The 25,507-nt window shown below is 61.9% G+C and carries 19 protein-coding genes and 1 pseudogene; 14 read left to right on the top strand and 6 right to left on the bottom strand.

Annotation, left to right across the window (positions count from 1 at the left end):
• Positions 1–25: 25 nt before the first annotated feature.
• The 4 genes from AC3RLQ_RS04780 to AC3RLQ_RS04765 all read left to right on the top strand — a co-directional run bounded on the left by AC3RLQ_RS04780 (position 26) and on the right by AC3RLQ_RS04765 (position 3,198).
• Positions 26–1,135 carry a S53 family peptidase gene (locus tag AC3RLQ_RS04780; RefSeq protein ID WP_493034838.1) on the top strand — a complete coding sequence of 370 codons (1,110 nt, stop codon included), beginning with the start codon at positions 26–28 and terminating at the stop codon, positions 1,133–1,135.
• Between the two features lie 398 nt (positions 1,136–1,533).
• Positions 1,534–2,118, top strand: coding sequence for a hypothetical protein (locus AC3RLQ_RS04775; RefSeq protein ID WP_493034836.1), 585 nt, complete (start codon positions 1,534–1,536; stop codon positions 2,116–2,118).
• Positions 2,119–2,358: 240 nt separating this feature from the next.
• Positions 2,359–2,787: a hypothetical protein gene (locus tag AC3RLQ_RS04770; protein WP_493034834.1), complete on the top strand. Its 429-nt coding sequence runs from the start codon at positions 2,359–2,361 to the stop codon at positions 2,785–2,787.
• Between the two features lie 9 nt (positions 2,788–2,796).
• Positions 2,797–3,198 (top strand): hypothetical protein, encoded by a 402-nt coding sequence (locus AC3RLQ_RS04765; RefSeq protein ID WP_493034832.1) that lies wholly within the window; start codon positions 2,797–2,799, stop codon positions 3,196–3,198.
• A 16-nt stretch (positions 3,199–3,214) separates the two neighbouring features.
• Here the strand turns inward: AC3RLQ_RS04765 and AC3RLQ_RS04760 are convergent, their stop codons facing one another.
• Complete coding sequence (locus AC3RLQ_RS04760; protein WP_493034830.1) at positions 3,215–5,098, bottom strand: bifunctional serine/threonine-protein kinase/formylglycine-generating enzyme family protein; 1,884 nt, start codon at positions 5,096–5,098, stop codon at positions 3,215–3,217.
• Positions 5,099–5,301: 203 nt separating this feature from the next.
• On the opposite strand from AC3RLQ_RS04760, the gene AC3RLQ_RS04755 reads away from it, so the two are divergent.
• The 5 genes from AC3RLQ_RS04755 (at position 5,302) to AC3RLQ_RS04735 (ending at position 13,656) form a co-directional block, all read left to right on the top strand.
• Positions 5,302–5,859: a heme NO-binding domain-containing protein gene (locus AC3RLQ_RS04755; RefSeq protein WP_493034828.1), complete on the top strand. Its 558-nt coding sequence runs from the start codon at positions 5,302–5,304 to the stop codon at positions 5,857–5,859.
• A complete protein-coding gene (locus AC3RLQ_RS04750) occupies positions 5,856–9,245 on the top strand; it encodes a PAS domain S-box protein (protein WP_493034826.1) in 3,390 nt (1,129 codons plus the stop codon). The genes AC3RLQ_RS04755 and AC3RLQ_RS04750 overlap by 4 nt, the downstream gene beginning before the upstream one ends.
• Before the next feature lie 583 nt (positions 9,246–9,828).
• The gene (locus AC3RLQ_RS04745) at positions 9,829–10,464 is read left to right on the top strand and encodes a cysteine hydrolase family protein (RefSeq protein WP_493034824.1); all 636 of its coding nucleotides are present in this window, start codon (positions 9,829–9,831) and stop codon (positions 10,462–10,464) included.
• Between the two features lie 40 nt (positions 10,465–10,504).
• Positions 10,505–12,871 (top strand): PAS domain-containing hybrid sensor histidine kinase/response regulator, encoded by a 2,367-nt coding sequence (locus AC3RLQ_RS04740; protein WP_493034821.1) that lies wholly within the window; start codon positions 10,505–10,507, stop codon positions 12,869–12,871.
• Positions 12,872–12,996: 125 nt separating this feature from the next.
• Entirely contained in the window at positions 12,997–13,656 is a 660-nt protein-coding gene (locus tag AC3RLQ_RS04735) for a response regulator (RefSeq protein WP_493034819.1), read from the top strand.
• 59 nt (positions 13,657–13,715) lie between these two features.
• Here the strand turns inward: AC3RLQ_RS04735 and AC3RLQ_RS04730 are convergent, their stop codons facing one another.
• Positions 13,716–14,258 carry a hypothetical protein gene (locus AC3RLQ_RS04730; RefSeq protein WP_493034817.1) on the bottom strand — a complete coding sequence of 181 codons (543 nt, stop codon included), beginning with the start codon at positions 14,256–14,258 and terminating at the stop codon, positions 13,716–13,718.
• Positions 14,255–14,971, bottom strand: coding sequence for a class I SAM-dependent methyltransferase (locus tag AC3RLQ_RS04725; protein WP_493034815.1), 717 nt, complete (start codon positions 14,969–14,971; stop codon positions 14,255–14,257). Before AC3RLQ_RS04725 ends, AC3RLQ_RS04730 begins: the two co-directional genes overlap by 4 nt.
• A 170-nt stretch (positions 14,972–15,141) precedes the next feature.
• Here AC3RLQ_RS04725 and AC3RLQ_RS04720 point away from each other — a divergent pair, with 170 nt between their 5' ends.
• The 5 genes and pseudogenes from AC3RLQ_RS04720 to AC3RLQ_RS04700 all read left to right on the top strand — a co-directional run bounded on the left by AC3RLQ_RS04720 (position 15,142) and on the right by AC3RLQ_RS04700 (position 20,913).
• Complete coding sequence (locus tag AC3RLQ_RS04720; protein WP_493034813.1) at positions 15,142–16,536, top strand: sigma-54-dependent transcriptional regulator; 1,395 nt, start codon at positions 15,142–15,144, stop codon at positions 16,534–16,536.
• Positions 16,537–16,600: 64 nt separating this feature from the next.
• On the top strand, positions 16,601–17,458 hold the full coding sequence (gene ku, locus AC3RLQ_RS04715) for a non-homologous end joining protein Ku (RefSeq protein WP_493034811.1): 858 nt from the start codon (positions 16,601–16,603) through the stop codon (positions 17,456–17,458).
• A 9-nt stretch (positions 17,459–17,467) separates the two neighbouring features.
• Positions 17,468–19,102, top strand: coding sequence for a non-homologous end-joining DNA ligase (gene ligD, locus AC3RLQ_RS04710; protein WP_493034809.1), 1,635 nt, complete (start codon positions 17,468–17,470; stop codon positions 19,100–19,102).
• Positions 19,099–20,010 carry a non-homologous end-joining DNA ligase gene (ligD, locus tag AC3RLQ_RS04705; protein ID WP_493034807.1) on the top strand — a complete coding sequence of 304 codons (912 nt, stop codon included), beginning with the start codon at positions 19,099–19,101 and terminating at the stop codon, positions 20,008–20,010. The genes ligD (AC3RLQ_RS04710) and ligD (AC3RLQ_RS04705) overlap by 4 nt, the downstream gene beginning before the upstream one ends.
• Positions 20,010–20,913, top strand: a pseudogene (locus AC3RLQ_RS04700) (DUF72 domain-containing protein). Before ligD (AC3RLQ_RS04705) ends, AC3RLQ_RS04700 begins: the two are co-directional and overlap by 1 nt.
• Positions 20,914–21,107: 194 nt before the next feature.
• Here the strand turns inward: AC3RLQ_RS04700 and AC3RLQ_RS04695 are convergent.
• Genes AC3RLQ_RS04695 through AC3RLQ_RS04685 form a run of 3 tightly spaced genes read right to left on the bottom strand, consistent with a single transcriptional unit; the run spans position 21,108 to position 25,439 of the window.
• Positions 21,108–22,172 (bottom strand): WD40 repeat domain-containing protein, encoded by a 1,065-nt coding sequence (locus AC3RLQ_RS04695; protein WP_493034805.1) that lies wholly within the window; start codon positions 22,170–22,172, stop codon positions 21,108–21,110.
• An 8-nt stretch (positions 22,173–22,180) separates the two neighbouring features.
• Positions 22,181–23,506 carry a DUF1501 domain-containing protein gene (locus tag AC3RLQ_RS04690; RefSeq protein WP_493034802.1) on the bottom strand — a complete coding sequence of 442 codons (1,326 nt, stop codon included), beginning with the start codon at positions 23,504–23,506 and terminating at the stop codon, positions 22,181–22,183.
• 46 nt (positions 23,507–23,552) lie between these two features.
• Positions 23,553–25,439: a DUF1549 domain-containing protein gene (locus AC3RLQ_RS04685; RefSeq protein ID WP_493034800.1), complete on the bottom strand. Its 1,887-nt coding sequence runs from the start codon at positions 25,437–25,439 to the stop codon at positions 23,553–23,555.
• Positions 25,440–25,507 lie beyond the last annotated feature (68 nt).

The raw sequence follows: 25,507 nt of genomic DNA, 5'->3' as shown, positions 1-25,507 counted from the left end.
CGAAAATCGAAAGGACTTTCATCAAGTGGACCAGGACGAAGGACCGCGGGAACGCGTCAGCAGCTCGGCTCCCGAGATTGAGCGCATCCATGCGCGTGCCCCCCTCTGGGCCCGGGGAGCCTCCAGCGCCACCCCCATGGCGACCACCAGCCCCACGGGCTACACACCCGCACAGATCCGCCATGCCTACGGCTTTGATAAAATCAGCGGCAATGGTGCCGGACAGACCATCGCCATCGTGGATGCCTACGGCAGCCCTTCACTGGCCAATGACCTGAAGGTCTTCAGCACCACCTTTGGCCTTCAGCAGGCGACGCTCGCGGTGTATTATCCCCAGGGCAAACCAGCCGCCAACAGCGGCTGGGCGCTGGAGACCACGCTGGATGTACAATGGGCGCATGCCATTGCTCCCGGGGCGCGCATCGTCGTCGTCGTGGCCAAGAGCGCCAGCATCAGCAATCTGCTCAATGCGGTCGATTACGCCGTGAAAACCCTCGGAGCCAAACAGGTCTCCATGAGCTGGGGCGCCGCTGAGTTCTCCTCGGAGGCCAGCTACGATTCCCACTTCAACAAAGCCGGAGTCTCCTTCTTTGCCTCCTCCGGAGACAGCGGCGCAGGCGTGATCTGGCCTGCGGCATCCCCCTACGTCGTCGCTGTGGGCGGCACCACCCTGCAGCTGGACAGCACCGGCACAGCCCTCGCTGAAACCGGCTGGTCCGGCAGCGGCGGCGGCACCAGTGCGTATTGCAAGAAGCCCGCGTGGCAGACCAGCTTCTCCGCCGGCACCGGACGGACCGTGCCCGATGTGAGCTACGATGCAGATCCATACACCGGCTTCCCCGTTTACATCTCCAACTACAACAACACCACCGGCTGGATCCAGGTGGGCGGCACCAGCGCCGGTGCTCCGCAGTGGGCCGCTCAGCAGGCCCTCATCAATGCCTCACGCACCACCACCATGACCGGTGGAGGCAGCCAGCTCTACTCCACCGCCACCAGCGCCTACACCGACTTCTTCGACATCATCTCCGGCTCCAACGGCGCCTACTTCTGCAACCCCAGCTACGACCTCGTGACCGGCCTCGGCTCGCCGAACGCCCCGGCGCTCGTCCCCGCCATGACCGCCACGAAATGATGCGCCGCAGGTGCGGCCGAGGGCAGCGTGGCGCATGGCACTCAACTCAGCCCCTGATCCAGCGAAAACAGGTCTGCCGACGGAGGGGAATCATCCTGCCCCCCATCTGAAGCGTGTTCAAGACTGCTCGCAAGCGCCGGACATGGCGCAGGCGTGAGGGATCGGGACAATCCCTCTCCGCCAGAATCTGCTAACGTGTTCGAGCACGGCGCTGAATACCACATCATGCCATCCATGATGCAGGGCCGTCGATCCGCCAGACGACTCCGCCCACCGGCAGAGGAAATCATCCGCTCCGCCGTGCGGTGCCGCGCATGCCAAGGCACTCGTTTTAAAGCAGGCCGGCATGGGGTATACACCTCATTTCATCTTCCCGGCTTCTGTCCCAAGCTTCGTATATGAAACCCGCCCACCTCAAGAAAGCACTGCTTCTCCCCACCGCCCTCCTCACCTTCTCGCTGGTCTCCTGCGTGGATCCGCAGTTCACCGGCGGCTACAACGGCAATGGCGGCGGGCCCGGCTACGTCAGCAGCGGTTACAACACCTACACCACGCTGCCCCAGAACTACTCGGGCAACGCCTATCTCGTCAATGGACGCTACTACTCGGGCGGCCAGTATCAAACCGGCAGCTACAACTACCAGGGCCGCCCCTACAGCAACCGTTACTATTACAACGGCCAGTACTACTACGGCGGCAACCACCGCTCCTACGGCAGCACCATTCCCGTGCAAAACAACGCCTACATCCAGCAGAACAACGGCTTCCAGACCTACAGCGCCCTGCCTCGGAACTACTCTGGCAACGCCTATCAGGTCGGCAATCGCTACTACTCCGGCGGCCAGTATCAAACCGGCAACTACAACTACCAGGGCCGCACCTACCCCAACCGTTACTATCACAACGGCCAGTACTACTACGGCGGCGACCACCGCGCCTACGGCAGCTCCGTTCCCATGCAGGGCGGCGGCTACATCCGGTAGTCTCTCAAACTCATAGCAGCGGCCCATGCAACGTGGCTGAGCCCGCCTGCCCTCGAATGGCACTCCGTGAAAGCGGGGTGCCGTTTGTTTGATTGCCTCTCTCCGTCCGGAGCCTTCATGAACCGGGGGGCCGGAGCCCGAGGAAAGCGATGACATCGGTGCTCCACTTTTTTTAAGCATTGCTTCGAAGCGCATTATTTCATACGCTCATTCGCCAGCAACCCAGTTTCCCCGCACCTCATGAACAAATTTCACCTCACCCTCGCAGCTTTGGCAGTTTCGGCCTGCTGCCTCGTCGCCCAGACCGGCGCTGTCAGCGCATCTGTATCCAAAGCCTCGCCCGGCCGCGGAGAAGTCGCCGTGAGCGGAGACGTTTACACGCGCTGGACCATCGTGGGCGAATGGCGCGTCACGCACCCGCATTGGACGGACATCCTCACCCTCCATGCCGACGGCACCGCCACCACCGCGCAGCAGGGCACCACCGCCAGGTGGACGCTCACCGCCGAAGGCGGCACCCCCTTGCTCGTGCTGCGCTGGGATCAGTACGGCACCGAATCCCTCGCCATGGCAGGCCCCCATCATTTTCGCGGCCAGATCGGCGGCCACTTCAACATCGACATGCGCCGTGGCAAAGAAGGCCCGCAGGCAGGGCCCAAGTCTGAATGATCCTGACGCGTGACTCCTTCTGCAGTTCAGATTGAACACTCGATTCGTGCAGCCACCGGCATCGCCAGGCTCACGATGACTGAGATGCCGGTCGACGTGGCATCCGTGCCGACACCCTGCCGTTGCTTCGTCGTCAACATCGGGCCGCTGCCCATGGACCTTGCCGATGCGCCCACGGCCTTGGAGGGTTGCCTGGCCATCATCGACACCGTGCTGGAATCCTGCGTGCATGAGCCAGCGCTGCTGCACAGCAGGCTGGGCGTCTCCCTGTTTGTCGAGCCAGGAGGTCAGGCGTTTCGGGCGGTCAGCGGAAGTTATGACATTACCCAGCACAGCATGCGCCCGCACCGTTTGAGCGGCGTCTACTCAAACATCCGTTCCTTCCGCCCTCTGCTGGAATCTTGCTCCTAGCCACCGGTCAGTGCCGTTACTTCTCCCTCTCCACCACGCAGCGGAAGCCCTGGTTGCCGTTGCTGTATCTTGCAGAAGGAGCATGGTGCCCGCGTGCGGAGGGCTGCAGGTCTCTCGGCTCGCGGTTGCTGTAGCCGCCACCGCGATAGGTGCGGTCCTTCTGCTCGGCATTCCACCAGTCCTGCACCCACTCGGTGACGTTCCCGCTCATGTCATAGAGCCCCTGGCGGTTGGGTGGAAAAGTCATCACCGGGGCCGTGGTGGGAAAGCCATCCGTGTAGCCTTCGATGAACTTGGGCTCCTTCGGAAAGGCCGCCTTCCACGCGGTGTCCCCGTAGTTGCCAAAACCTGGCGGCGGCGGCCACTGAGTGCTGCCCCAGGGAAACTCTTGAATGGGCCTGCGGGTCAGCGTTTCCGGTGTGTCGCCAGCCGCACGCTTTTCCGCCGGGCCGATGCCCATGGCCAGGCTCCACTCTTCATCGGTTGGCAGACGGTACTTCCGCCCCTCCTTGTTGCTCAGCCACTCGCAGAAGCCGACGGCATCCAGGTACCTCACATTGCGAATCGGGTGGTCCTCGGCCTGATCCACCGCTGATTTGTCCGAGTAGATCGGCGAAGGGTTCACCCCTTTCACTGCCGCTGCATAGGCCTTGTAATCCTGATTGCGCGTCTCGTGGATGCACATCAGCACCTGCGTGCCCGTCACGGGTATGAACTGCATGCCCAGGCTGTTGGTAAAGACGGGTTTCGGCACCTCGGTCTCGGTGCCTGCCGCAGCCTTTCCTGCCGCAGCTTCCACCGTTGGTTTGCCCTTTGCTTTGCTTTGCTCAGACCAGAAGACAAAGCCCGCCAGCGCCGCCACCACGCCCAGCACCGGCAGCCAGAAGCCCAGATTGAGATTCCTGACTGGCGGCGGAGCCTGCCAGTTTGGCGGGCGATACGGCTGCCCCTCGGGCCGTTGAGGGCGCTCCATCGTGTTCAGCGCAGCGGGGGCTTTGCGGGCATTCGCCTCCACCGTTGCCACCGGCTGAGCGATAATCGCGTCCAGATCCCGCCGCAGTTCCACCACGGTCTGGTAGCGCAGCTCACGGTCGTTGCGCAAAGCGCGGCTGATGATGCCGTCATAGCGTGGGTCCAGCCCCGGCACCTGCTGGGACGGCAGCTCAAACATCCCCTGCGGCAGCGCGCCGGTGAGCATGTGGTACAGCATCACCCCGATGGCATAGATGTCCGCACGATGATCCACAGCCACGCCCAGCGTCAGCGACTCCGGGGCGATGTAGTGCATCGTTCCCATCGTCATCCCGCTCTGCGTCATGCCCGTGCTGTCCCCGCCCTTGCTCATCTTCGCCAGGCCAAAGTCCGCCACCTTCACCACACCATCATAGCCCACCATGATGTTTGCCGGCTTGATGTCCCGGTGCACAATGCCACGCTCATGCGCGTACTTCAGCGCATCACACACATGCGCGGTGATCGCCATGGCATGCGCCGCAGGCAGCCGCCCCTGATTCGCCATCATCTGCGCCACATCCGTGCCATCCACAAATTCCAGCACAATGTACAGCATGCCATTGCTGGTGCTGCCAAAGTCATACACCGCCACGATGCCCGGGTGGTTCAGCCTGGCCATGGCCAGCGCCTCATTGCGAAAGCGCTCGCTGTAGGTCGCGTCCGTCTCATCCAGCCCCGGCGGCAAAATCTTGATGGCCACAGCCCGGTCCAAAGTCAACTGCCTGCCCCGGTACACCGCCCCCATCCCGCCCCGCCCGATCAAGCCGGTGATCTCATACTGCGGCAGCATGTCCTGCAGTTCCTCCGGCGCTGGTGGCTCCCAGCCCAGCGGTGCTCCAGCAGAGCTGGATCTCGGTGTCTCGGCGGAAGAAGAGGAAAGGGACATGCGGCGCAGTCAGCTACGGGTGAATTCTTCTTCATGGTATGCCAGCATGCCCGCGCCATTGCACGAAAAAAAACTCCCCCTCAATACTGTGCCCGCATCCCCCTCATCCCCCCCCAAATGAGGAGGGTGTAGGAAAACAGGGGCTGCACCAAAGTTCCTCGTAGTTCATTGTCCCTTCCCCTCCATCTCCCTCACTTTCATTCATGTACGGACTCGTCAACAAAGCCATCGAAGACCTCGTCATCTCCAATTACGGGGAGGATCGCTGGCAGCTCATCAAGCAGAAGGCAGGCGTTGATATTGAGGTGTTTATCAGCCATGAGGGCTATTCGGATGACATCACCTACCAGCTCGTGAGCGCTGCCTCCGCAGTGCTGGGCGTCTCCACTCGTGACGTCTTGATCGCCTTTGGTGAGCACTGGATTTTGAAAACGGCCACCCACGGCTACGGCGTCATGATGCGCTCTGGCGGCGCCACTTTGAAGGAGTTCCTCATCAACCTGCCCAATCTCCACACGCGTGTACAGATGATCTACCCCAATCTGGAGCCCCCGCGCTTTGAGTGCCAGGACATGCAGGACAACTCCATGAGCCTGCACTACTTCACTCACCGCCCGGGGCTCACGGACTTTGTCGTCGGCATCGTGCAGGGCCTTGGCAAGCTTTACAAAACACCCGTAACGATCAAGATTATCGCCATGAAAACGGCGGGTGCAGACCATGACATCTTTGCAGTGAACTGGACTCTCCTCGACGCATGAGCCACAGCGGGACCGGCATCATTGGCAGCATTCCCAGCAAGGAATTTCTCCGCGCCTTTCCATTCTACTTCGCCTGGGATGAAAATGACCGCATCCTCGAAGCCGGCCCATCCTTGGTCAAAGTATGCCCGAAGGCAGCTCCAGGGGTGCGCTTGCAGGATCTTTTCCTGGCCATCCGCCCGGCGGGCGAGTTCAGTGATGCCGTTGCCAGGTCCATGCCGGACAATTTGCTGCTGCTGCGCAGCCGCCAAAATCAATGCCTGCTGCGTGGTCAGGTGATCATCCTTAATGAGCCGCACCTGGGCATCATGCTCGCCACACCATGGCTCACGGAGCCTGATCAAGTGGAAAGACTCGGCCTGAGCATGGGTGATTTCGCCGTGCATGATCAGACGCTCGATCTCCTCCAAGTCCTGCAGGCACAGCGCATGACCTCGGCGGATTTGATCAATCTTAACAACCGCCTCAAAAAGCAGCAAACCCTGCTGCGGGAGCAGGAGGCCAACTCGCGCAAGCTCGCCCTCGTCGCCTCACGCACCGACAACGCCGTCATCGTCACCGATGCCCAGGGCCGCATTGAGTGGGCCAATGAAGGCTTCACCCGCATGACGGGCTGGGAGGGGGCGGAGGTCATCGGGCGCAAGCCCGGCTCCTTTCTCCAAGGGCCCGGCACCGACCCCGCCACCGTGCGTTTGCTCAGCAGCTCGGTCAGGGAGCACAAAAGCGTCAGGACCGAGATCCTCAACTATCACCGCTCCGGCCGCAGCTACTGGACTTCGCTGGAGATTCAGCCCATCCGCAACGAAGCCGGTGAAGTGGTCAATTTCATGGCCATCGAGAGCGATGTGACTCAGCGCAAGCGGGATGAAAAACGCCGCAAGCTGGGGTACTCCGCCAGCCGCATCCTCGCAGAGCCAGGCACGGTGCGTCAGGTCTCTGCCAAAGTGATTCAAATGATCTGCCAGCAGCTCGGCTGGACCGCCGGACTGCTCTGGATGCTTGAGGTGGATGTCAAAGCTCTGCGCCTCGCCGAACTCTGGCATGATCCATTGAGGGACATCGCCCCCTTCATCGCGCTGAGCAGCAGGCTGCGCTTTGGCACAGGCCTGCACACACCCGGCCACGTCCTGGAAACGGCGCAAAGCCAGTGGTGTGGTGATTTCCAGCAAAGTCCGGACCATCCGCGGGTGGCCTGCGCCCTGAGCTGTCAGCTGCGCGCATCCATCGCCTTTCCCATCATCGCTGACGGGGAAATTCTGGGGGTCGTGGAGCTGTTTGCCAGTGAAGCCGTCGATCCTGACGAACAGCTGCTGCAGGCCCTCGCAGGCATCGGCAACCAGATGGGCCAGTTCATGGTGCGCAAAAGCTCCGAAGACCAGCTCTGGCGTTCCAACGCCTTGCAGAAGGCTGTTCTCGATGGCGCCGCCCACATCATCATTTCTACCACGCCTGATGGCACCATCGTCACCTTCAATCATGCCGCCGAGCAGCATCTGGGCTACACCGCCGCAGAGGTCATCGGTTTGCAGACACCGGCTTCCTTTCATCTGCCTGAAGAAATCGCGGCACGCGCTGCGGCCCTCACCATCGAACTCGGCCGTCCCATCGAAGCCGGCTTCGAGACCTTCGTCGCCAAATCTCGGCTCGGCAAACCGGATGTGTGTGAGTGGACCTACGTCCGCAAAGATGGCTCCCACTTTCCCGTGCTCCTCTGCGTCACGACGCTCTTTGACATGCAGGGCCAGGTCACCGGCTATCTCGGCATCGGCTCAGACATCACCGAGCAGAAGCGCGCGGCTCAGGAGCTGCTGAAGGCCAAGGAGATCGCCGAAGCCGCCAGCCAGGCCAAGAGTGACTTCCTCGCCACCATGAGCCATGAAATCCGCACGCCCATGAACGGCATCATCGGCATGACTTCCCTGCTGCTGGACACCAAGCTTGCAGACAAGCAGCGCGAGATGGTGGATGCCGTGCGCCACAGCGGCGAGGCCCTCATGACCATCATCGAGGACATCCTCGACTTCTCCAAGATCGAGGCCCGCAAGCTCGAACTCGTCGAAGAAGCCTTCCGCCTGGATTCCGTCATCAGCGGCGTCGTGGATCTGCTTCAGCACAAGGCGGCCTCGCGCTCCATCGAATTGATTGTCAGAATCGCCCCCAACGTGCCGGCCTCCTTCATGGGAGATCCTGGTAGATTACGGCAGATCCTCATGAACCTCGTGGGCAATGGCATCAAGTTCACCGATGAAGGCAGCATCCGCATCCAGGTGAGAACACTGAACTGCATAGCTCCCGGCACGACCAACCTCGAAATCAGCGTCACGGACACCGGCATCGGCATGACGGAGGAGCAGCAAAGCCAGCTCTTCCAGGCCTTCACGCAGGTGGACAGCTCCAGCAAACGGCGCTTCGGAGGCACGGGCCTCGGCCTCACCATCAGCAAGCGTCTGGTGGAGCTCATGGGCGGCACCATCGGCGTGGAAAGCAGGCACCTGGAAGGATCGCGCTTTTGGGTGCGGCTTCCCCTGCGTGTCGTTGAAAGCCAGAGGATGATTCCAAGGGACGACGTGGGCGCGAGCAGTGAGATCATCCCTCACTCAACCGCCAGCGGCATCAAGCCGCGCCTTCTCCTTGTCGAGGACAATGAGGTCAATGCGCGCATGGCCATGATGATGCTCGAAAAGAACGGCTACCCTGGCGAAGTCGCCCGCGATGGCGAGGAGGCCGTGGAGCGCTTTGCAAGCGGTGTCTATGACGGCATCCTCATGGACTGCCACATGCCCAACATGGATGGCTACGAGGCCACGCGCGCCATTCGTGAGATCGAATCCAACCCGCTCTGGAAACGCCCGCGCTGCCGCATCATCGCCATGACCGCCAATGTGCAGACCGGTGAGCGCGAGCGCTGCCTGGCCGCCGGCATGGACGACTACGTCTCCAAGCCGCTGCGCGCCAAGGCGCTCATCGAAGCCCTGAACCGCGTGCAAGCACTCGCGGAAGCCGAGGAAATCATTGAGCCTCCCAAGTGGTCTGCTGAAGACACGACCGCAGCACGTGACGCCCTCCAGCAACTGTCGGAGGAGCTCAGCACCGAAGACGCCATCGAGCTCATCGAAAACTGGTTCACCGACACCCCTCTGCGCATTCTCGAACTCGAAAAACTCGCCGGCAGCGACGACCAGCCCACGCTGCGCCGCACCGCGCATTCCTTGAAGGGCAGCAGCTCGCTCTTCGGCCTCAGCTCCATCCACACGCTCTGCCGTGAGATCGAGCAAACCGCCGACAACAACCAGCGCGCCGGGCAGTCCGCCCTCATCGCCAAGCTGAAGCAGCTCTTTGCCTGCGCCGTCCCGGAGATCAAGAAGCTCATCGCTGGTTTGCAGTAGTCCGGGCTCCCCCGAAGGGTGCCGAAAGATTAGCCGGTGGTGGAGCGAAACCGCGCAGCGTTGCAGCGGGAACCACCGGACCCCGCGATGACCCCATCTCCATTCAGAGACGCATGCCGGAGGTATGCGAGAAGTGTTTTCGCCGCCCAGCGTCCACGAGGAGTCTGCGCACGGCTCTCGCATACCTTCGGCATGCATCCTTGAGCTTGGGTGCCAGGCTCACGTGATCCGGTGGTTCTCACTCGCCAAGCCTCGTTTCACCACCGGCTACCTTCTCTGCTCCCTCCGGGAGCTTGATGGGGCAGAGGCCCGCTGCTCATTGGCCTTGGCAAGACTGCGCCTGGCTAGACAGGACTGCTCATAGACGAAAGTTGTCTCACTGGAATGCGAAGCTCAATAGCAAAGGAGAAAGCGCAGCCAGCCCTTCAAAGCTTTCGCGAAGGCTGGTTCCAGCGACTCTCGCCACCACCCACACTCCCCCTCAACTGCGGATGATGCTTCGGCGTGGCTGGCGGCGAACAATGAAGGCGCTTCACAAAGCCCCCTGATCCAACAACAACCAACACTCCAACATTCCATCCGTATGCTCGACCTTGAATCCACCGCACTCATTCTTGTGGGTTATCAAAACGATTACTTCGCCGCCAATGGCATTCTTCGCGGCGTGGTGGAGGAGGCGGACCGCGTGGATCGCACGCTCGATCACACGCTTGATCTCTTGAATCATTTCGCGCTTTCAAAGCTCACCATCATCTCCACGCCGATCATCCTGAAACCTGATTACCGCGCGCTGGCAAACTCCGTGGGCATTCTGGACACCATCAAGCAGGTGGGCGCTTTCAAAGAAGGCTCCTTCGGTGCGGAAACGATCCCCGAACTCCTGGCCTATGGCGACCGCATCACCTACGTCTCCGGCAAGGTGGGCTTCAACGCCTTCTCCTCGACGAACCTCGAAGACGTCCTCAAAGAGCGCAAGATCAAGAACATCCTCGTGGCCGGCATGGTCACCTCCCTCTGCATTGACTCCACCGGACGCGCAGGCTACGAGCGGGGCTACAAGGTGACGATCCTCTCCGACTGCACTTCAGCGCGCACGCCGGTGGAGCAGGACTTCTTCTGCAGTTATGTCTTCCCCCTTTATGGCGAAGTGGCGACCAATGAAAAATTGAAAGCAGAGATGCCGCTCTCCGGTCTGATGGCCACAGCCTTGGCTGCCTAGAAAACAGAAGGTCCAAGTCTGCTGCGCAAGCGACTCGTCCATGAACGAACATTCCACATTGCTGACAGACATCCACGTGGAGGCGACCTACCGCCTCACCGAGGCTCTGATCGAGTCTGAGCAACGCATGCGACGGCGCGTGGAATGCCTCACTGAAATCGTGTTCGAAACAGATGGCGATGGCAGGCTGGTGTTCATGAACAAAGCCTGGACGACCACGCTGGGCTACTCAGTCGCGGCGTCCACCGGAACGCTCCTGCGTGACTACGTGGTGGTGGATGACCAGCCCTTGCTGGCCAAGATCATCGAGGGCGGCGTGGCCTCCGGCCCCGCCCGGCCTGTGATCCACATGCGGCGTTTTGACAGCGAGGTGGTGTGCATGGAGATCGCCATCTCGGCCTTGAACGGCTCCGGGATCATTGGCTCCATGCATGACGTGACCAAGCAGAGGCGGAATCAGCAGGAACTGGAGAAGCTTTCTCTCGTGGCCAGCTTCACCGACAACCTCGTCGTCATCACGGATGCTTCCGGCCGCTTTGAATGGGTCAACGACGCCTTTGTCAAACGCACGGGCTACACCCTCGGCGAGGTGTTCGGGCGCAAGCCCGGCGATGTCTTGCAGGGGCCTGAGACGGACCGTGAAACGGTGGCCTTGATTGGGAAGAAGTTGCGCCAAGGGGAGTCCTTTCAGGCGCAGCTGCTGAACTACACCAAGTCGGGCGCGCCTTACTGGGTGGAGTTTCATGTCACCCCGATCAAAGACAAGGAAGGCACCATCGTGCGCTTCATTGCCGTGCAGTCAGACATCACGGAACTCAAACGCACCCAGAGCGAGCTCAAGATCGCCAAAGAAAAAGCCGAGGCCGCCAGCCAGGCGAAGAGCGACTTCCTGGCCACCATGAGCCATGAGATCCGCACACCCATGAACGGCATCATCGGCATGTCCTCCCTGCTGCTCGACACGGAGCTCGCCGCGCAGCAGCGCGAGATGATTGATGCCGTGCGCCACAGCGGTGATGCCCTGATGACCATCATCGAAGACATCCTCGATTTCTCCAAGATCGAAGCCCGCAAGCTGGATCTCGTGGAGGAAGCCTTCGGCCTGGATTCCGTGATCAGCGGCGTCGTGGATCTTCTCCAGCACAAGGCGGCCTCACGTTCCATCGAACTGATTGTACGCATCGGCTCAGACGTGCCAGACTGCTTCATGGGAGATCCTGGTAGATTGCGGCAGATCCTCATGAACCTCGTGGGCAACGGCATCAAGTTCACCGATGAAGGCAGCATCCGCATTCAGGTGAGCCGGTTAAACGCCACCGCCGCCGACGCCGCGAATTTGGAAATCAGCGTCACGGACACTGGCATCGGCATGACAGAGGAGCAGCAGAGCCAGCTCTTCCAGCCCTTCACGCAGGTGGACAGCTCCACCACGCGGCGCTTCGGCGGCACCGGCCTCGGACTCGCCATCAGCAAGCGTCTGGTGGAACTCATGGGCGGCAGCATCGGTGTGGAAAGCAAACGCCACCGAGGCTCGCGTTTCTGGATCCGGCTGCCTTTGCGCGTCGTCGAAAGCCAGAAGATGCCCGTGCAGGAAGAGCCGGAAGTGCGTGCAGAAACCGCCCCTCAGGCAACCAGCGGCGGCATCAAGCCGCGCCTGCTCCTCGTCGAGGACAACGAGGTCAATGCGCGCATGGCCATGATGATGCTGGAAAAGAACGGCTACCCTGCCGAAGTGGCCCCCGATGGTGAAGTGGCCGTGGAGCGCTTTGCCAGCGGTGTTTATGACGGCATCCTCATGGACTGCCACATGCCTAACATGGATGGCTACGAAGCCACGCGCGCCATCCGGCAGCTCGAAGCCAGCCCGCACTGGAAGCGCCCGCGCTGCCGCATCATCGCCATGACCGCGAATGTGCAGGCAGGCGAACGCGAGCGCTGCCTTGCCGTCGGCATGGATGACTACGTCTCCAAACCCCTGCGCACCCGGCCGCTTCTTGAAGCCCTGCAGCAGGTCCAGGTTTTCGCCAAAACTCCGGCAGCTTCGCAGTGGTCCGCCGAAGACACCTCCGCTGCACGGGAGGCCATCCAGCAGCTGGTGGAGGATCTGAGCACCGAGAACGCCCTCGAACTCATCGAAAACTGGTTCAAAGACACGCCGGAGCGCATCCATGAGCTCGAAAAACTCTCGGGCACCGACGATCAGGCCGCGCTGCGCCGCACCGCCCACTCCCTGAAAGGCACCAGTTCCCTCTTTGGCCTCTCATCCATCCACACGCTCAGCCGCGAGCTGGAGCAAACTGCGGAGAACAACCTGCGCACCAGCCAGCCTGTCCTCACTGCGCAGTTGAAGCAATCCGTCGCATCCGCCGCGCCGGAGCTCAGGAAGCTCATGCTGTGCCTGAGCTAGTCAGCCTCAGGTCACCGCAAAAGCATTTGTCTCCCGGCACAAGCAACAATTCCTAAGGATCGGCCAGCAATGGCGGCACACCAATTCGCCTTGCTCAACCCGGCATTACTGTCGTTATTAATGAAATGTCCGACTCCCCCGCCTTGAAGCCCCTCCGTGTCGCTGTCGTGGAAGATGACCCCACATTGCGGCTTTTCATGAAAAAGCTCATCCAGAAGGCGGCGCATGGTTTTGAGTTCGCCGGAGCCTGGGCCACGGCGGAGGAAGCCGTGAAGCCCATCATCGACAGCCGGCCGCACGTGGTCATCGTCGATCTCGAACTGCCCAAAATCTCCGGCATCGAACTCATCCGCCAGCTTTCACCGCGCCTGATCGAGACGGCCTTCGTCGTGCTCACCATCCATGACGATCCGGCCAAAGTCTTCGAAGCGCTCCGCGCCGGTGCGAACGGCTACCTGCTCAAATCCTCCAAGCCCAACGAAATCGCCGCCGGCATCCGCCAGGCCAGCGAAGGCGGCGCGCCGCTCAGCCAGGACATCGCACGCCTGCTGATCAAATCCTTCCAGACTCCGGCCACGCCGCAGAAGAAGGACATCCCCTGCCTCACCCCGCGCGAAAGCCAGGTCCTGGAACGCCTGGCCCAGGGCATGGTCCCCAAAGAACTCGCACATGACCTCGGCATCAGCTACGAGACCGTGCGCGAGTACATCAAGGCCGTTTACTCCAAGCTCCACGTGCGCTCCCGCACCGAGGCCGTGATCAAGTACCTGGAGCATCAGGCGTAATCCCCGCCATACCACGTGCTGGCATTTCCCACCGGACCATCCGGCAGGATGCCCACGCCTCATTCTCCAGGCACCTCTGCGGCCGGAGCCTTGGCCTTGCTCTTGCGCGGCTTCTTCACGGCCACGGGCTCCTCCACCACAGGCGCGGCGGCGGCGGCCTCTGGCTGCGGGGCGATCTCCGGCAGAATGAAGATGCTGCAGTAGCCGCAGACTTGCAGTGATGCATCCTCACGGCGCAGATCCGAAAGCTGGCCGCTGGGCAGCGAGAGATGGCAGCCGCCGCAGGTGTTGTTCCGCATGCGGGCCGCTCCGCGCTTGCCTTTGGAAATCCGCAGATCGTAGTGGTGCAGGATCGCCGTGGGCAGGCGCTCGCGCACGCTTTCGGCCTCCAGTTTCAGCTCTTTGCAGCGCGGGCTGTTGGGCTCCAGGCGGCGTCTGGCGGCATCCAGCTCGCTGAGCTGGCAGAGGTCTTCGATGAGCGTGGCGGTGGTTTTCATGGGCTGGTCGGGGTGGGTGGGGTTGTCAAAATGGAGGGCATACGTGGAGGAGGATTCGTCGAGAGGACGGCGCAGGACCTCCAGCCACGCGAGGGCGGAATTCATGCGCAGGCGTGCTCCTCCACTCCGACCGGGATGCTGCGATCATCCGCAGAAAACGCGGCGGCATGCGCGTAGTCCGGAGACGGGTGCTTCTTCACCCACAGCTTCAGCTTGTCGGTGAAGGCCGTTTTCACGCAGGCGTAGCAGTCGGGGATCTCAAGGCCGTCGCTGCAATAAGTCACCACCCGCGTCGCCATGGGCATCCGCAGGAGCTGCTGCTGCACATGCGCGGAGTACTCCGTGTAAAGCTCCGGCTTCAGCTCCACATCATAGTCGATCCGCAGCGCGGGCATGATGTTCTCCTCAAACGGATTGAAGAGATAGAACGCCTCAAAGTCGCGGAAGTTCACGTCCTGGATGTTCCCATGCACGATCTCCACCCGCGGCACATGGTGCTTTTTCACCACGTCCTGCGCGGTTCGCGCCAGCTTCCCCCGCTGCTCCACCCCCGTGAAGTGGCCCTGCGTCGTCATGGCGCCGATCACACAGAATTTCCCCGGACCGCAGCCGATGTCCAGCACCCGCGTGCCGGGCTGCACGACGAGCAACTGCGCCGCCGTGCGGCACACATGCACCGGGCTCCAGTGGCAGGCGGACAGCCTGCCGATGGCCTCTGGAAAGATCAGGTCGAAGTCCTGGTCCTTCTTCGATTGCAGAAGCTCGCTGTCAGACGGGGTGCGGGATGAGGAGGGGCGTGGGAGGGAGGATTTGAGCATGACATCCCCTGAGATTGCATTTCCGGGGCCAAGTGGCCTTGCAGACGCTCCAGCCCTTGTACCTCAAGGCCTCCAGCGCCATGCCAGTTTGCGGTTGATTTCCACCAGCCGCACTCGTGTGCAAATTCTGCACTTGCACCGCCCTTCCAGTGCAACGTTGTTCCGGCTCCATGGAACCCGCCAACATCCACATCCTGGTCCTTGACCGTGATGCCACCTCCGCCCGCGTCATCCGGGATGTGCTGGCCAAAGTCGGCTACAGGGTCTCCGTCTCCTCGCATGAGAGCGATGCGCTGAATCTCGCCGCCGGAGAGCTCTTCAATGTCGTCGTCAAATCCTTCGACGCGCAGCGCATCGACGCCGTCGCCCTCATGGAAAAAGTACGCGGCATCACGCCGGACACGCAGTTCATTTTTCTCAGCGACAAAGGCACCATCCACACCGCCGTGGAGGCCATGCGCAAAGGCGCGTTTGATTACCTCTCCAAGCCCGTCAACGCCGCGCAGCTCGCCGAGTCCGTCCGCAAGGCCCTCGATCATCAGTCCCTCGTGGCCGAGGACCAGCAGATCAAGCAGCGCCTGCGCCGCCGCTCAGACCCCGACATCTTCGCCGGCAGCAGCGCCGCCATGAAGGACATCAGCCGCCTTATCCAGCAGATCGCACCCACGGACGTCACCGTGCTCATCGGCGGCGAAAGCGGCACCGGCAAGGAAGTCGTCGCCCGCGCCATCCATGAAAAGAGCCGCCGCAAAGCCCAGCCCTTCATCGCCGTGAACTGCGCCGCGCTGCCGGAGAACTTGATCGAGGCGGAGCTCTTCGGCCATGTGCGCGGCGCCTTCACCGGAGCCGTCAGCGACCGCAAAGGCCGCTTTCAACTCGCTCAGGGCGGCACCTTGTTTCTCGATGAGATCGGGGATCTCTCCCGCAAAGGCCAGGGCGACCTCCTCCGCGTGCTCGAAGACGGCACCTACCGCCCGGTGGGCAGTCATAAAATCGAGCGTGCCAACGCCCGCATCATCGCCGCCACCAACAAAGATCTGGAAGCCGAGGCGGTGACCGGCGGAGCCTTTCGGGAAGACCTTTTTTACCGGCTCAACATCGTCTCCGTGACGATGCCCCCGCTGCGCGAACGTGCGGAGGACATCGCCCCGCTCGTGAAATCCTTCACCGACCACTTCTGCACCAAGCACCGTCGGCGGCCCAAGAAGTTCAAACCCGAGGTGCTCAGCCTTTTTCAAACCCTGCGCTGGCCCGGCAACGTCCGCCAGCTGCGCAATCTGGTGGAGCGCCTCGTCGTCACCGTACCGCACGCCGCCATTGGCCTGGATGATCTGCCACCGGCCATGCACCAGGGGAGGCGCGAGCCGCACACCATCGCCATCCAGCCCGGCATGACCCTCGCCCAGGTCGAGGCCGAGCTTATTCGCCAGACGCTGCTCAAAGTCACCTCCAACCGCGAGGAAGCCGCGCAGGCCCTCGGCATCAGCCGCCGCGCCCTGCAGTACAAAATCCAGCGCTACCGCCTCACCAAGCTGCCCAAACAAATCGCCCCGCCCACCTCCTGAGCCAGCGTCATGCCGAATTGACAGACGCACCGCCCCCCAGAGCCGCGATACATGGGTGAATCCTATGAGAGCTATCTGGAAAGGCACCATCAGCTTTGGTCTCGTCACCATCCCTGTTTCACTGTATCCCGCCGTGCGGCGTGAGGACCTGCAGTTCCGCCTGCTGCGCGGTTCGGACCTCAGCCCCGTGAACTACAAACGCGTGGCTGAAAAAGACGGCAAGGAGGTTCCCTGGAACAAGATCGTGAAGGGCTACGAATATGAGAAGGGCAAGTTTGTGGTGCTCAAGGAGGAGGACTTCAAGCGCGTGGACGTGGAGGCCACGCAAACCGTGGAGATCATGAACTTCGTGGCCCTTGAGGATGTGGACCCGCTGCTCTTCTACAAGCCGTACCATCTGGAGGTGGGCAAAGGCGGCGGCAAGGCCTACATCCTCCTGCGGGATGCGCTGAACAAGACCGGCAAGATCGCCATCGCGCACGTGGTCATCAAAACACGGCAGCATCTGGCCGCCATCAAGCCGCAGGACAAAAACCTCATGCTGGAGCTCATGCATTTCCCCGATGAACTGCGGGACCGATCCGAGCTCAAGGCGCCCGAGGGCAAAGCGCCCGCCAAGGCGGAGATCAGCATGGCGGAAAAGCTCATCGAAAGCATGACCACCCCGTGGAAGCCCGAGCAGTACAAAGATGAATACCGCGAAGCCTTGGAGGACATGATCGAGGACAAAGTCGCCCATGGGGACAGCAAGCCGGTCAAAGCGGCGAAGAAGAAGCAGCCCGCGAATGTGATCGATCTCGTGTCCGTGCTGCAGGAGAGCCTGGCGGCCTCCAAGTCCAAACGCACCCCGGCACACGCCGCCAAGACCACCGCCAAGAAGGCGGCGGCAAAGCACCCCAAAGGCCGGAAAAAGGCGGCATGATCCCACGCCATGTCTCTCCGCGATTACAAGAAGAAGCGCGACTTCAAGAAGACCGCCGAGCCCAAAGGCAAAAAGGAAAAGAGCAGCGGTGCGCGGCGCTTCGTGGTGCAAAAGCACGCTGCTTCCCACCTGCACTATGACTTCCGTCTTGAGCTGGATGGCACGCTGAAATCCTGGGCCGTGCCCAAGGGCATGCCGTTTGCCAAAGGCGAAAAACGCCTCGCGGTGGAGGTGGAGGACCACCCGGTTTCCTACATCGATTTTGAAGGCCCCATCCCCAAGGGGCAGTATGGCGGCGGCACCGTGATGGTGTGGGACACCGGCACCTATGAGCCTGCCTCCAAGGCCCCGCTGAAGGAACTCGCGGGTGGCAAGCTGCACTTCACCCTCAACGGCGCCAAGCTGCAGGGTGAATGGTATCTCGTGCGCCTGCGGGATGAAAAGCAGTGGCTGCTCATTCGTGGTGGCGATGACATGAAACCCGTGAGCAAGCGCATGGATGACACCTCCGCCCTCTCCGGCCGTCACATGAAGCAACTGGCCGATGCCGAGCCCTGGACCAGCTCACGCCCAAAGAAGACCTCTGAACCCAAGGTGGTGGCGAAGCCCAAACCCACGCCCGAGAATGTCACCAAGCCCAAGAAGAACAGTCCGCCTTCCGCGGCGACTTCCGCCTTGTTCATCGAGCCCATGAAGGCCAAGCCGATGTCTGCGCCGCCTACGGATGACAACTGGATCTACGAAGTGAAGTTCGACGGCTTCCGCGCGCTCACCATCAAGCATGGCAAAGAAACTGCCCTCATCTCACGCACCGAGAAGGACATGACGGAGAAGTTTCCCGAAGTCACTGAGGCGCTGCAAAAGCTGGCGCTGCCGGACTGCATACTCGATGGCGAGATCACCGCGCTGGATGAGAAAGGCCGTTCCTCTTTTCAACTGCTGCAGGCCTACGATCTCGGCCAGGAGCAGCCGCCGCTGTGCTACTACGTGTTTGACCTGCTGCGGCTGAAAAAGCGTGATCTCACCGGCCTGCCCCTGCTGGAACGCAAAGCCCTCCTGCGCAAACTCTTCAAAGACTCCCAGGTCATCCACTATTCCTCCTCCATTGATGGAAAGGCGGCGGAGCTCTTGAAGCATGTGAAAAAGCTCGGGCTGGAGGGCCTCATCGGCAAACGGCCCGACTCCGTGTATGAGGCCGGACGCCGCAGCGGGCAGTGGATCAAGCTCAAGATCAATCAGGAGCAGGAGGTCGTCATCGGCGGCTACACGCAGCCCGCAGGCAGCCGCAAGCACATCGGCGCTCTCATCGTGGGTGTGCATATCGATGGCAAGCTGCAGAGCGTCGGCAAGGTCGGCACCGGTTTCGATGCCCACATGCTGCGCGAGTTGCATGAGCAGTTTCAGCCGCTCATTCAAACGAAATGCCCCTTTGCCAATCTGCCTGCCGACAGCAGCGGCCGCTGGGGACAGGGCATCACGCAGTCAGAAATGAAGCACTGCACCTGGCTCAAGCCCCGGCTAGTCTGCCAGGTGAAGTTTGCTGAATGGACGCGCGACCAGCGCCTGCGCCAGCCCGTTTTCCTCGGCCTGCGTGAAGACAAGCCCGCACGTGAAGTCATCCGCGAACGCACCACCGCCCCATGAGCACGCAGCACACCCAGCTCGAAGTCGATGGCGTCAAGGTGCCCGTGAGCAATCTGGACAAGGTGATGTATCCCGAAACCGGCTTCACCAAGGGCGATGTCATTCACTACTACATCCGCATCGCCGAGCACATGCTGCCCCACCTGAACTCGCGTGCGCTCACGCTGAAGCGCTACCCGGATGGCGTGAACGGATTCTTCTTCTACGAGAAGCAGTGCCCCGCTCACCGCCCAGCCTGGGTGAAGACCACGCGGGTGGCGAAGTCCGACGGTAAAATCGACTACTGCATGGTCAATGACCTGCCCACGCTGGTGTGGACGGCCAATCTGGCGAATCTCGAATTTCACACCTTCCTGCACCGCAAGACCGCCGTCACCCGCCCCACCGTGCTGGCCTTTGATCTCGATCCCAGCCCGCCTGCCGACATCCTCACCTGCTGCCGCGTGGGACTGCTGCTGAAAGACTGCTTTGATTCACTGGGCCTGCAGTCCTTCCCGAAAACCTCCGGCTCCAAAGGCCTGCAGGTGTATGTGCCGCTGAACACCCCCGTCACCTATGCGAAGACCAAAGCCTTCGCCTCCGCCGTCGCGCTGGCGCTGGAAAGCGAATGCCCGGATCTGGTAGTTCATAAAATGTTCAAGAAGCTCAGGGAGGGCAAGGTGCTGCTGGACTGGAGCCAGAATGACGACCACAAAACCACCGTGAGCGTGTACTCCCTGCGCGCCAAGGAATCCCCCACCGTCTCCACCCCGGTGACCTGGGCCGAAGTGGCCTCTGCATGGAATCGCAAGAAGAAGCTCTCCTTTGAAGTCCCCGAGGTGCTCAAGCGCGTGAAGAAGCACGGCGACCTCTTTGCCCCGGTGCTCACCTTGAAACAAAAGCTGCCCGCCTTCAAATCGATCGCGTGATGAAACCCGCCATCCATATCGGCATTTCAGGCTGGACTTATCCGCCGTGGCGCGGCGGGCCCTTTTATCCGAAGAAGTGGGTTCACAAACGCGAGTTGGAATATGCCTCCCGGCACGTGTCCACCATCGAGATCAACGGCTCCTTTTACGCGCTGCAAAAGCCCGCGAGCTACCGCCACTGGCATGACGTCACCCCGGAGGGCTTTGTCTTCACAGTGAAAGGCAGCCGCTACATCACGCACATCAGACGCCTGCGGGATGTCGCAAAACCGCTGGCCAATTTCTTTGCCTCCGGCCCGCTGCTGCTGCGTGAAAAACTCGGCCCCTTCCTCTGGCAGCTCCCGCCCAGCCTGAAGTATGACCGCGCGCTGCTGGAGACCTTCTTCAAACTGCTACCGCGTGACACTCGCGCCGCCGCCGCCCTGGCACGCAGGCATGACTCCTTTCTCAAAGGCCGCGCCTCCACGCCCGCGACGCCCAATCGTCCGCTGCGTCACGCCCTCGAAGTACGCCATGATTCATTTAAGCAGCGCGAGTTCGTCGAGCTACTCCGACGTCACAAAATCGCCCTCGTCGTGACGGACACCGCCGGCAAGTGGCCGCTGATGGAGGATGTGACAAGCGACTTCGTTTACGTGCGCCTGCATGGAGACGCCGAATTGTACGTCAGCGGCTACACTCCGCAGGCCCTCGCCAGGTGGTCACGCAAAATCCGCGCCTGGCATCGCGGCACCACCCCGGCAGGCAGCAGCCTGCATGCGCCCAAACCTCCTTGCCCGCAAGAGCGGGCGCGATGTGTTTGTTTACTTCGACAACGACGTCAAAGTCCACGCCCCGCACGATGCCATGAAGCTCGCCCACAGCCTGGGTGTGGCACCAGCAACTTCAACATCTGTCGATTAAACGTCGCCCTCCGCCACACCGCGCACTCACTGGCCGAGTTAGCGCATTTTATACAGCCTTCTTCGCTCAAACCTTCGCGAGGGGACATCAAGGGAATCCCCTCTCCCCACCGATGGCAGGGCAATGTCCAAGCCGTCCTTTGGGGAGAGGTAAGGGTGAGGGGCAGCCCTTGGTGGCGAAAGGCGCCCGCCCCCTCACGTCTCCACACTGTAGACCTGCACCCGTCCCATCGCTTCCCACTTCCCCGGCTTCACTTTTCCGGGGCCGGTGATCACGGTGGCGATCATGCTCTTGCCATCGGCCGTGAAGCGCGCACGCGTCATGCGTGATTTGGTGTCCATGGATGAAACCAGGCTGCCGTCCGCCGCGCTGAAGAGCGCCGCATTCCAGGTCCCCTGCGCCTGACGTCCTGCCATGAAAAAGTGCTGGCCATCGGGATGAAACGCCAGGGTCTCCATGAGCCCGGAGCCGTGCTGGCCGTCCTTGATCTGATCCATCTTCTTGCCCGCGCGCCAGTCCCAGCGCTGCCAGGTCATCTTGCCGTTGCCCGCCATGGGATCACCCATCGGTCCCATACCACAACCTAGCAGGGCATTCCCATCCGGCGAAAAGACGAGGCTGTAGATGCCGCCGGAGTAATGGTGGGATTTGGTGGTGCCCCAGGAGGTGAAATCCGGAGACGTCCACTGCGACACCGGCTTGCCATCCTTCGACTGCACATCCCACACCCGCACCTCGCCCATCATGTTTGCCGCAGCGAGGTGTTTGCTGTCTGGACTGAAGGCGCAGCTCAGCACCGGTGGCGTGTGGCTGTAGCTGGCCACCAGCGCGCCACTGGCGGTGTCATACACGCGCACGGACGGCTCGCTCTCCGCCGCAGGCTCATACTTCCAGCCCCCCGCGATGTACTGCCCCGTCACACTGGCCACCCGCGTGCCATCCGGCGACAGCGCGAGCTGCCAGCTCCAAAACGAATGCGCCTTCACCTCGCGGATGCATTTGCGCGTGGTCACGTCATGCCACAGCAGCATGCCGTCATAACCGGCGGAGATGAGCGTCTTGCCATCCGGCAGCAGCACGCAGCCGCTGGCGTAGGAGCTGTGCTTCTTTTCAAAGACCTCCTTCTTGCCGGTCGCGGTTTCCACGGCATGCACGCTGCCGTCCATGCAGGCGGCGTAGGCCAGAGCGCCATCCGGCGTGGTCGCCAGTCCCAGGACGGCAAAGGGCATCTCGTATTGTTTGGTACGGGTGAGTTTCATGGGCGGTCTCAGGCGAGGATGTCGCGGATCGGCTCCGCCTTGTTTTCCACGCGGTGGAAGGTGGGCATGCCGGGCAGGTCATACTCCGCATACGGATCAATGCCCAGCGCCGTGAAGATGGTGGCGAAGAGATTCTGCTCGCTGTACGGTTTTTCGATCACTTCCACGCCGTCCACATCGGTCGCGCCCGTGACCACGCCACGTTTCAGGCCACAGCCGGTCATCATCATGCTCCAGGCGTTGGGGTAGTGCTCGCGACCGCGCGCCGCATTCATCCACGGACTGCGGCCAAACTCACCCATCGCAATCACCAGCGTGGAGTCCAGCAGTCCGCGCTCTTCGAGGTCGTTCACCAGATTGAAAACCACGTGGTCCAGCTCCGGCACGAGCATCTGATGGATCTCGTGGTTGAACACATGGTTGTCCCAGTTCATACCATTGGCCACCATCACAAAAGGCGCACCGTTTTCCACCAGGTGCCGCGACATCAGCGCATGCTGCGCAAAACTTCCGGGGCCGTAGCGCTCGCGGTCCTTGGCGGGGAGTTTGTTCACGTCAAAGAGGTCCGCGCTCGCGCTCAGGCCCTTCATGCGCTCAAAGGCCGCATTCTGGCTGCGCGCCACCGCGCTGCCGCGATCACGCTCATACTTCGAGGTGAGGAATTTGCGCAGCGTCTCGCGCGACTCCTTGTCATGCTGCGGGATGCTCGCACCCTCGCTGTTCAGAAACTGCGTGTAGTCCCCGCCCAGCCGCACCGGTGCGTGCTCCGCGCCGAGCCAGCCAGACCAGTTGCCCGCCTTGAAGGCCTCGAATTCATTGCCCCCGGGCACGGGATCCAGAAAGATGAAATTCGGCAGCTTCGAATCCAGCTGCCCCATCGCCTGCGCCAGACTGCTGCCCAGCGTCGGCCGCGTGAAACCCGCACGCTCCGGGCTGCCGCGCTGCAGCAGATTGATCGCCTGCAGGTGCTCCGGCTGGTTCGTCTTCATGCTGCGCACCAGATTCAGCTTGTCCGCGATGCCCGCACACTTCGGCATGAGCGATGAAAAATGGATGCCCGGAATCTTCGTGGGCATGCTGCCAAAGGGCCCGTTCCCCGGACTGCCGGGTTTTGGATACCACGTCTCAAACTGACTCGGCGCCCCGCACAGCCACAGCAGGATGCAGTGCTTCTGCGCCTTCTTCGTCTCCTCCGCAAACACCGGATTCTGAAACAGCCCCGTAAAGCTCGCCGTGCTGGCCAGCGCCCCGCCCGTCAGCCCCTTCAAAAAGAGACGCCGATGCAGCGTATGCTCTTGCGTCGGGCAGCGGGGGTGGGGATCGCGGAGATTCATCAGGAAAGGACTCTAGAAGGTTACACAGTATACAGTTTTGTCAGCCTCACGGCATCGCCAGAAACTCCGCGCTCGTGAGCAGTGCCCAGAGGAGATCCCGCGTTGCATCGGCTGGATGCGCGGCATTCGCATTTACAAAGGCCGACGACTGGGTGGCTTCATCCGCATCCGGTGCGCGGCCATACACGGACTGAAAGGCTTCGCGTATGCGAGTGGCAGCATCTGGTAGTGCGGTCAGTTTTGTGATGACGCCGCCCTGCGCGGCCTGCAGCAGCGCGTTCATGGTGGGAGAGCCGGAGAGAAACTGCGCCTGCTGAAAGGTGGCGTTGTATTCCTTGGGCAGCACGTCCGGCATGGCGGAGACGACCTGGCGGCGGAACTCATCGTCATTCGGCGGCAGATCCAGCGCCACACGCCAGGAGCGCGCGAGCTGCTCCGCCGTCAGCGGGCGTTCCACCATCCCTGCAAAGAGTTCCGGTGCAGCGTTGGACGCCCCCAGTGCATACACGCGGCTGCGCACGATCTCCCGCACCACGCGCCGGGTGTCATACTTGTGCGCGGCAAAATCCTGCGCCAGCCAGTCGAGCAGTTCGGGGTGGCTCGGCGTGTTGCGCTCGTTGATTTCATCCGGCGGATTCACGATGCCGCGACCGATGAGCGCCGCCCACATGCGGTTTACAAACGCGCGAGCCAGCAGCGGATTGTCCTGCGTGGCGGCTTCGGCAAAGGCCTCGCGCCGCGAGTACTTCGGCACGCGCACGGGAGCCTTGGGGTCTTCGTAGAGTTCTGGTCCATCCTTCTCCTTGGTCTCGCCGCCGGGCCATACTTCCGGCAGTGTGCGCCCGGTCAGCAGCGTCACCACCGCCGGCTGCGATTCCTTTTTCAGATTGGTGAAATTCATGAACCCGCCCACCGCGCTCTCCGCCACCGCCGTGCTGGCGTCCACGTTCTTGCTGCGGTTAAACGCGGCCACCAGGCCCCAGTAGTGCGCCTGCTTGATCTCACGCGCCAGCGGGTGGTCGTGGCACTGCGCGCAGTCGATCTTCGTCCCATACACCACCGGCGCCACCGCCTCGGCGATCTTCTGGTGGTCGTTCTTCCGCTCAAACAAAAACCATGAGGCACCCTTGCGGTCCGGTGCTTTGTCAGGCTTCGCGCACAGCACGTCATACACCACCTCGTTCCATGGGCGGTTGTCCTTGAAAGCCTTCTCAAGAAAAGTCCACCAGCCCGAGCCTTTGCGCCGTCCATCCGGATTCCCGCGCGTGAGGCGGCCCATCAAAAAGTTGTCCCACAGCTCGCGCATGCGCACCGCGTACTCCGGTGCCGCCAGCAGCTTGTCGATGAGCCCATCCCGCTGCGGGGCCGCGACAAACACCGCCAGCTCCGCCTGCGTGGGAATGCGCCCCGCCAGATCCAGGTAAACACGCCGGCACCACACCGCATCCGGCACCGCCGCCGCAGGCTTCACGCCCGCACGCGCCCAGCCTTCCTCCACCAGCTTCGCGATCGCTTCCTCACCCGAGGCAAACTGCCGCGCCACCTTGGGCTGCGCCTTCTCCACTGCCACCACCGGCGTGGCAGGCAGCGCAGAGATCCATTCCTTCACCGCCGCACGCTCCGCATCGCTGAGCTGCTTCTTCGGCGGCATGTGCGGGTCCGCGCCCTTTTCCAGGCTCGTAAACAGTGCGCTTTCCTCCGGCTTCCCGGGCGTCACCACGGCACCGTCTTCACCGCCTTTGATCACCATCTCCGGCGTGTCCAGCTCCAGCCCGCCCTTCTGCTCCAGCACGCCGTGGCACTTCACACAGTTCTCATCCAGAATCCGCCGCACTTTACCGGACCAGAGAGATGCAGCATCTGCTCCACGCGAGACTGAGGCAGCCGTGAGTGAGAGACAAAAAAAGGGGACGATCAGGACGTAGCGCGGCATGCAGAGTTCAGGCACAGATGAGAGGGGAAAACTACAGCGTTCCCGGGCATTTCTTGCGGATAAAAGGC

Source organism: Prosthecobacter sp. GW821-HT29F12 (genome assembly GCF_058803405.1).
The sequence above is the reverse complement of the archived record's forward strand: the minus strand, read 5'-3'. Positions and strand labels throughout refer to the sequence as shown.

Bases quoted from the DNA above. Each gene is read 5' to 3' on its own strand.
- AC3RLQ_RS04775 (WP_493034836.1), top strand. From the start codon at position 1,534: ATGAAACCCGCCCACCTCAAGAAAGCACTGCTTCTCCCCACCGCCCTC.
- AC3RLQ_RS04770 (WP_493034834.1), top strand. From the start codon at position 2,359: ATGAACAAATTTCACCTCACCCTCGCAGCTTTGGCAGTTTCGGCCTGC.
- AC3RLQ_RS04760 (WP_493034830.1), bottom strand. From the start codon at position 5,098: ATGTCCCTTTCCTCTTCTTCCGCCGAGACACCGAGATCCAGCTCTGCT.
- AC3RLQ_RS04755 (WP_493034828.1), top strand. From the start codon at position 5,302: ATGTACGGACTCGTCAACAAAGCCATCGAAGACCTCGTCATCTCCAAT.
- AC3RLQ_RS04750 (WP_493034826.1), top strand. From the start codon at position 5,856: ATGAGCCACAGCGGGACCGGCATCATTGGCAGCATTCCCAGCAAGGAA.
- AC3RLQ_RS04745 (WP_493034824.1), top strand. From the start codon at position 9,829: ATGCTCGACCTTGAATCCACCGCACTCATTCTTGTGGGTTATCAAAAC.
- AC3RLQ_RS04740 (WP_493034821.1), top strand. From the start codon at position 10,505: ATGAACGAACATTCCACATTGCTGACAGACATCCACGTGGAGGCGACC.
- AC3RLQ_RS04735 (WP_493034819.1), top strand. From the start codon at position 12,997: ATGTCCGACTCCCCCGCCTTGAAGCCCCTCCGTGTCGCTGTCGTGGAA.
- AC3RLQ_RS04730 (WP_493034817.1), bottom strand. From the start codon at position 14,258: ATGAATTCCGCCCTCGCGTGGCTGGAGGTCCTGCGCCGTCCTCTCGAC.
- AC3RLQ_RS04725 (WP_493034815.1), bottom strand. From the start codon at position 14,971: ATGCTCAAATCCTCCCTCCCACGCCCCTCCTCATCCCGCACCCCGTCT.
- AC3RLQ_RS04720 (WP_493034813.1), top strand. From the start codon at position 15,142: ATGGAACCCGCCAACATCCACATCCTGGTCCTTGACCGTGATGCCACC.
- ku (WP_493034811.1), top strand. From the start codon at position 16,601: ATGAGAGCTATCTGGAAAGGCACCATCAGCTTTGGTCTCGTCACCATC.
- ligD (WP_493034809.1), top strand. From the start codon at position 17,468: ATGTCTCTCCGCGATTACAAGAAGAAGCGCGACTTCAAGAAGACCGCC.
- ligD (WP_493034807.1), top strand. From the start codon at position 19,099: ATGAGCACGCAGCACACCCAGCTCGAAGTCGATGGCGTCAAGGTGCCC.
- AC3RLQ_RS04695 (WP_493034805.1), bottom strand. From the start codon at position 22,172: ATGAAACTCACCCGTACCAAACAATACGAGATGCCCTTTGCCGTCCTG.
- AC3RLQ_RS04690 (WP_493034802.1), bottom strand. From the start codon at position 23,506: ATGAATCTCCGCGATCCCCACCCCCGCTGCCCGACGCAAGAGCATACG.
- AC3RLQ_RS04685 (WP_493034800.1), bottom strand. From the start codon at position 25,439: ATGCCGCGCTACGTCCTGATCGTCCCCTTTTTTTGTCTCTCACTCACG.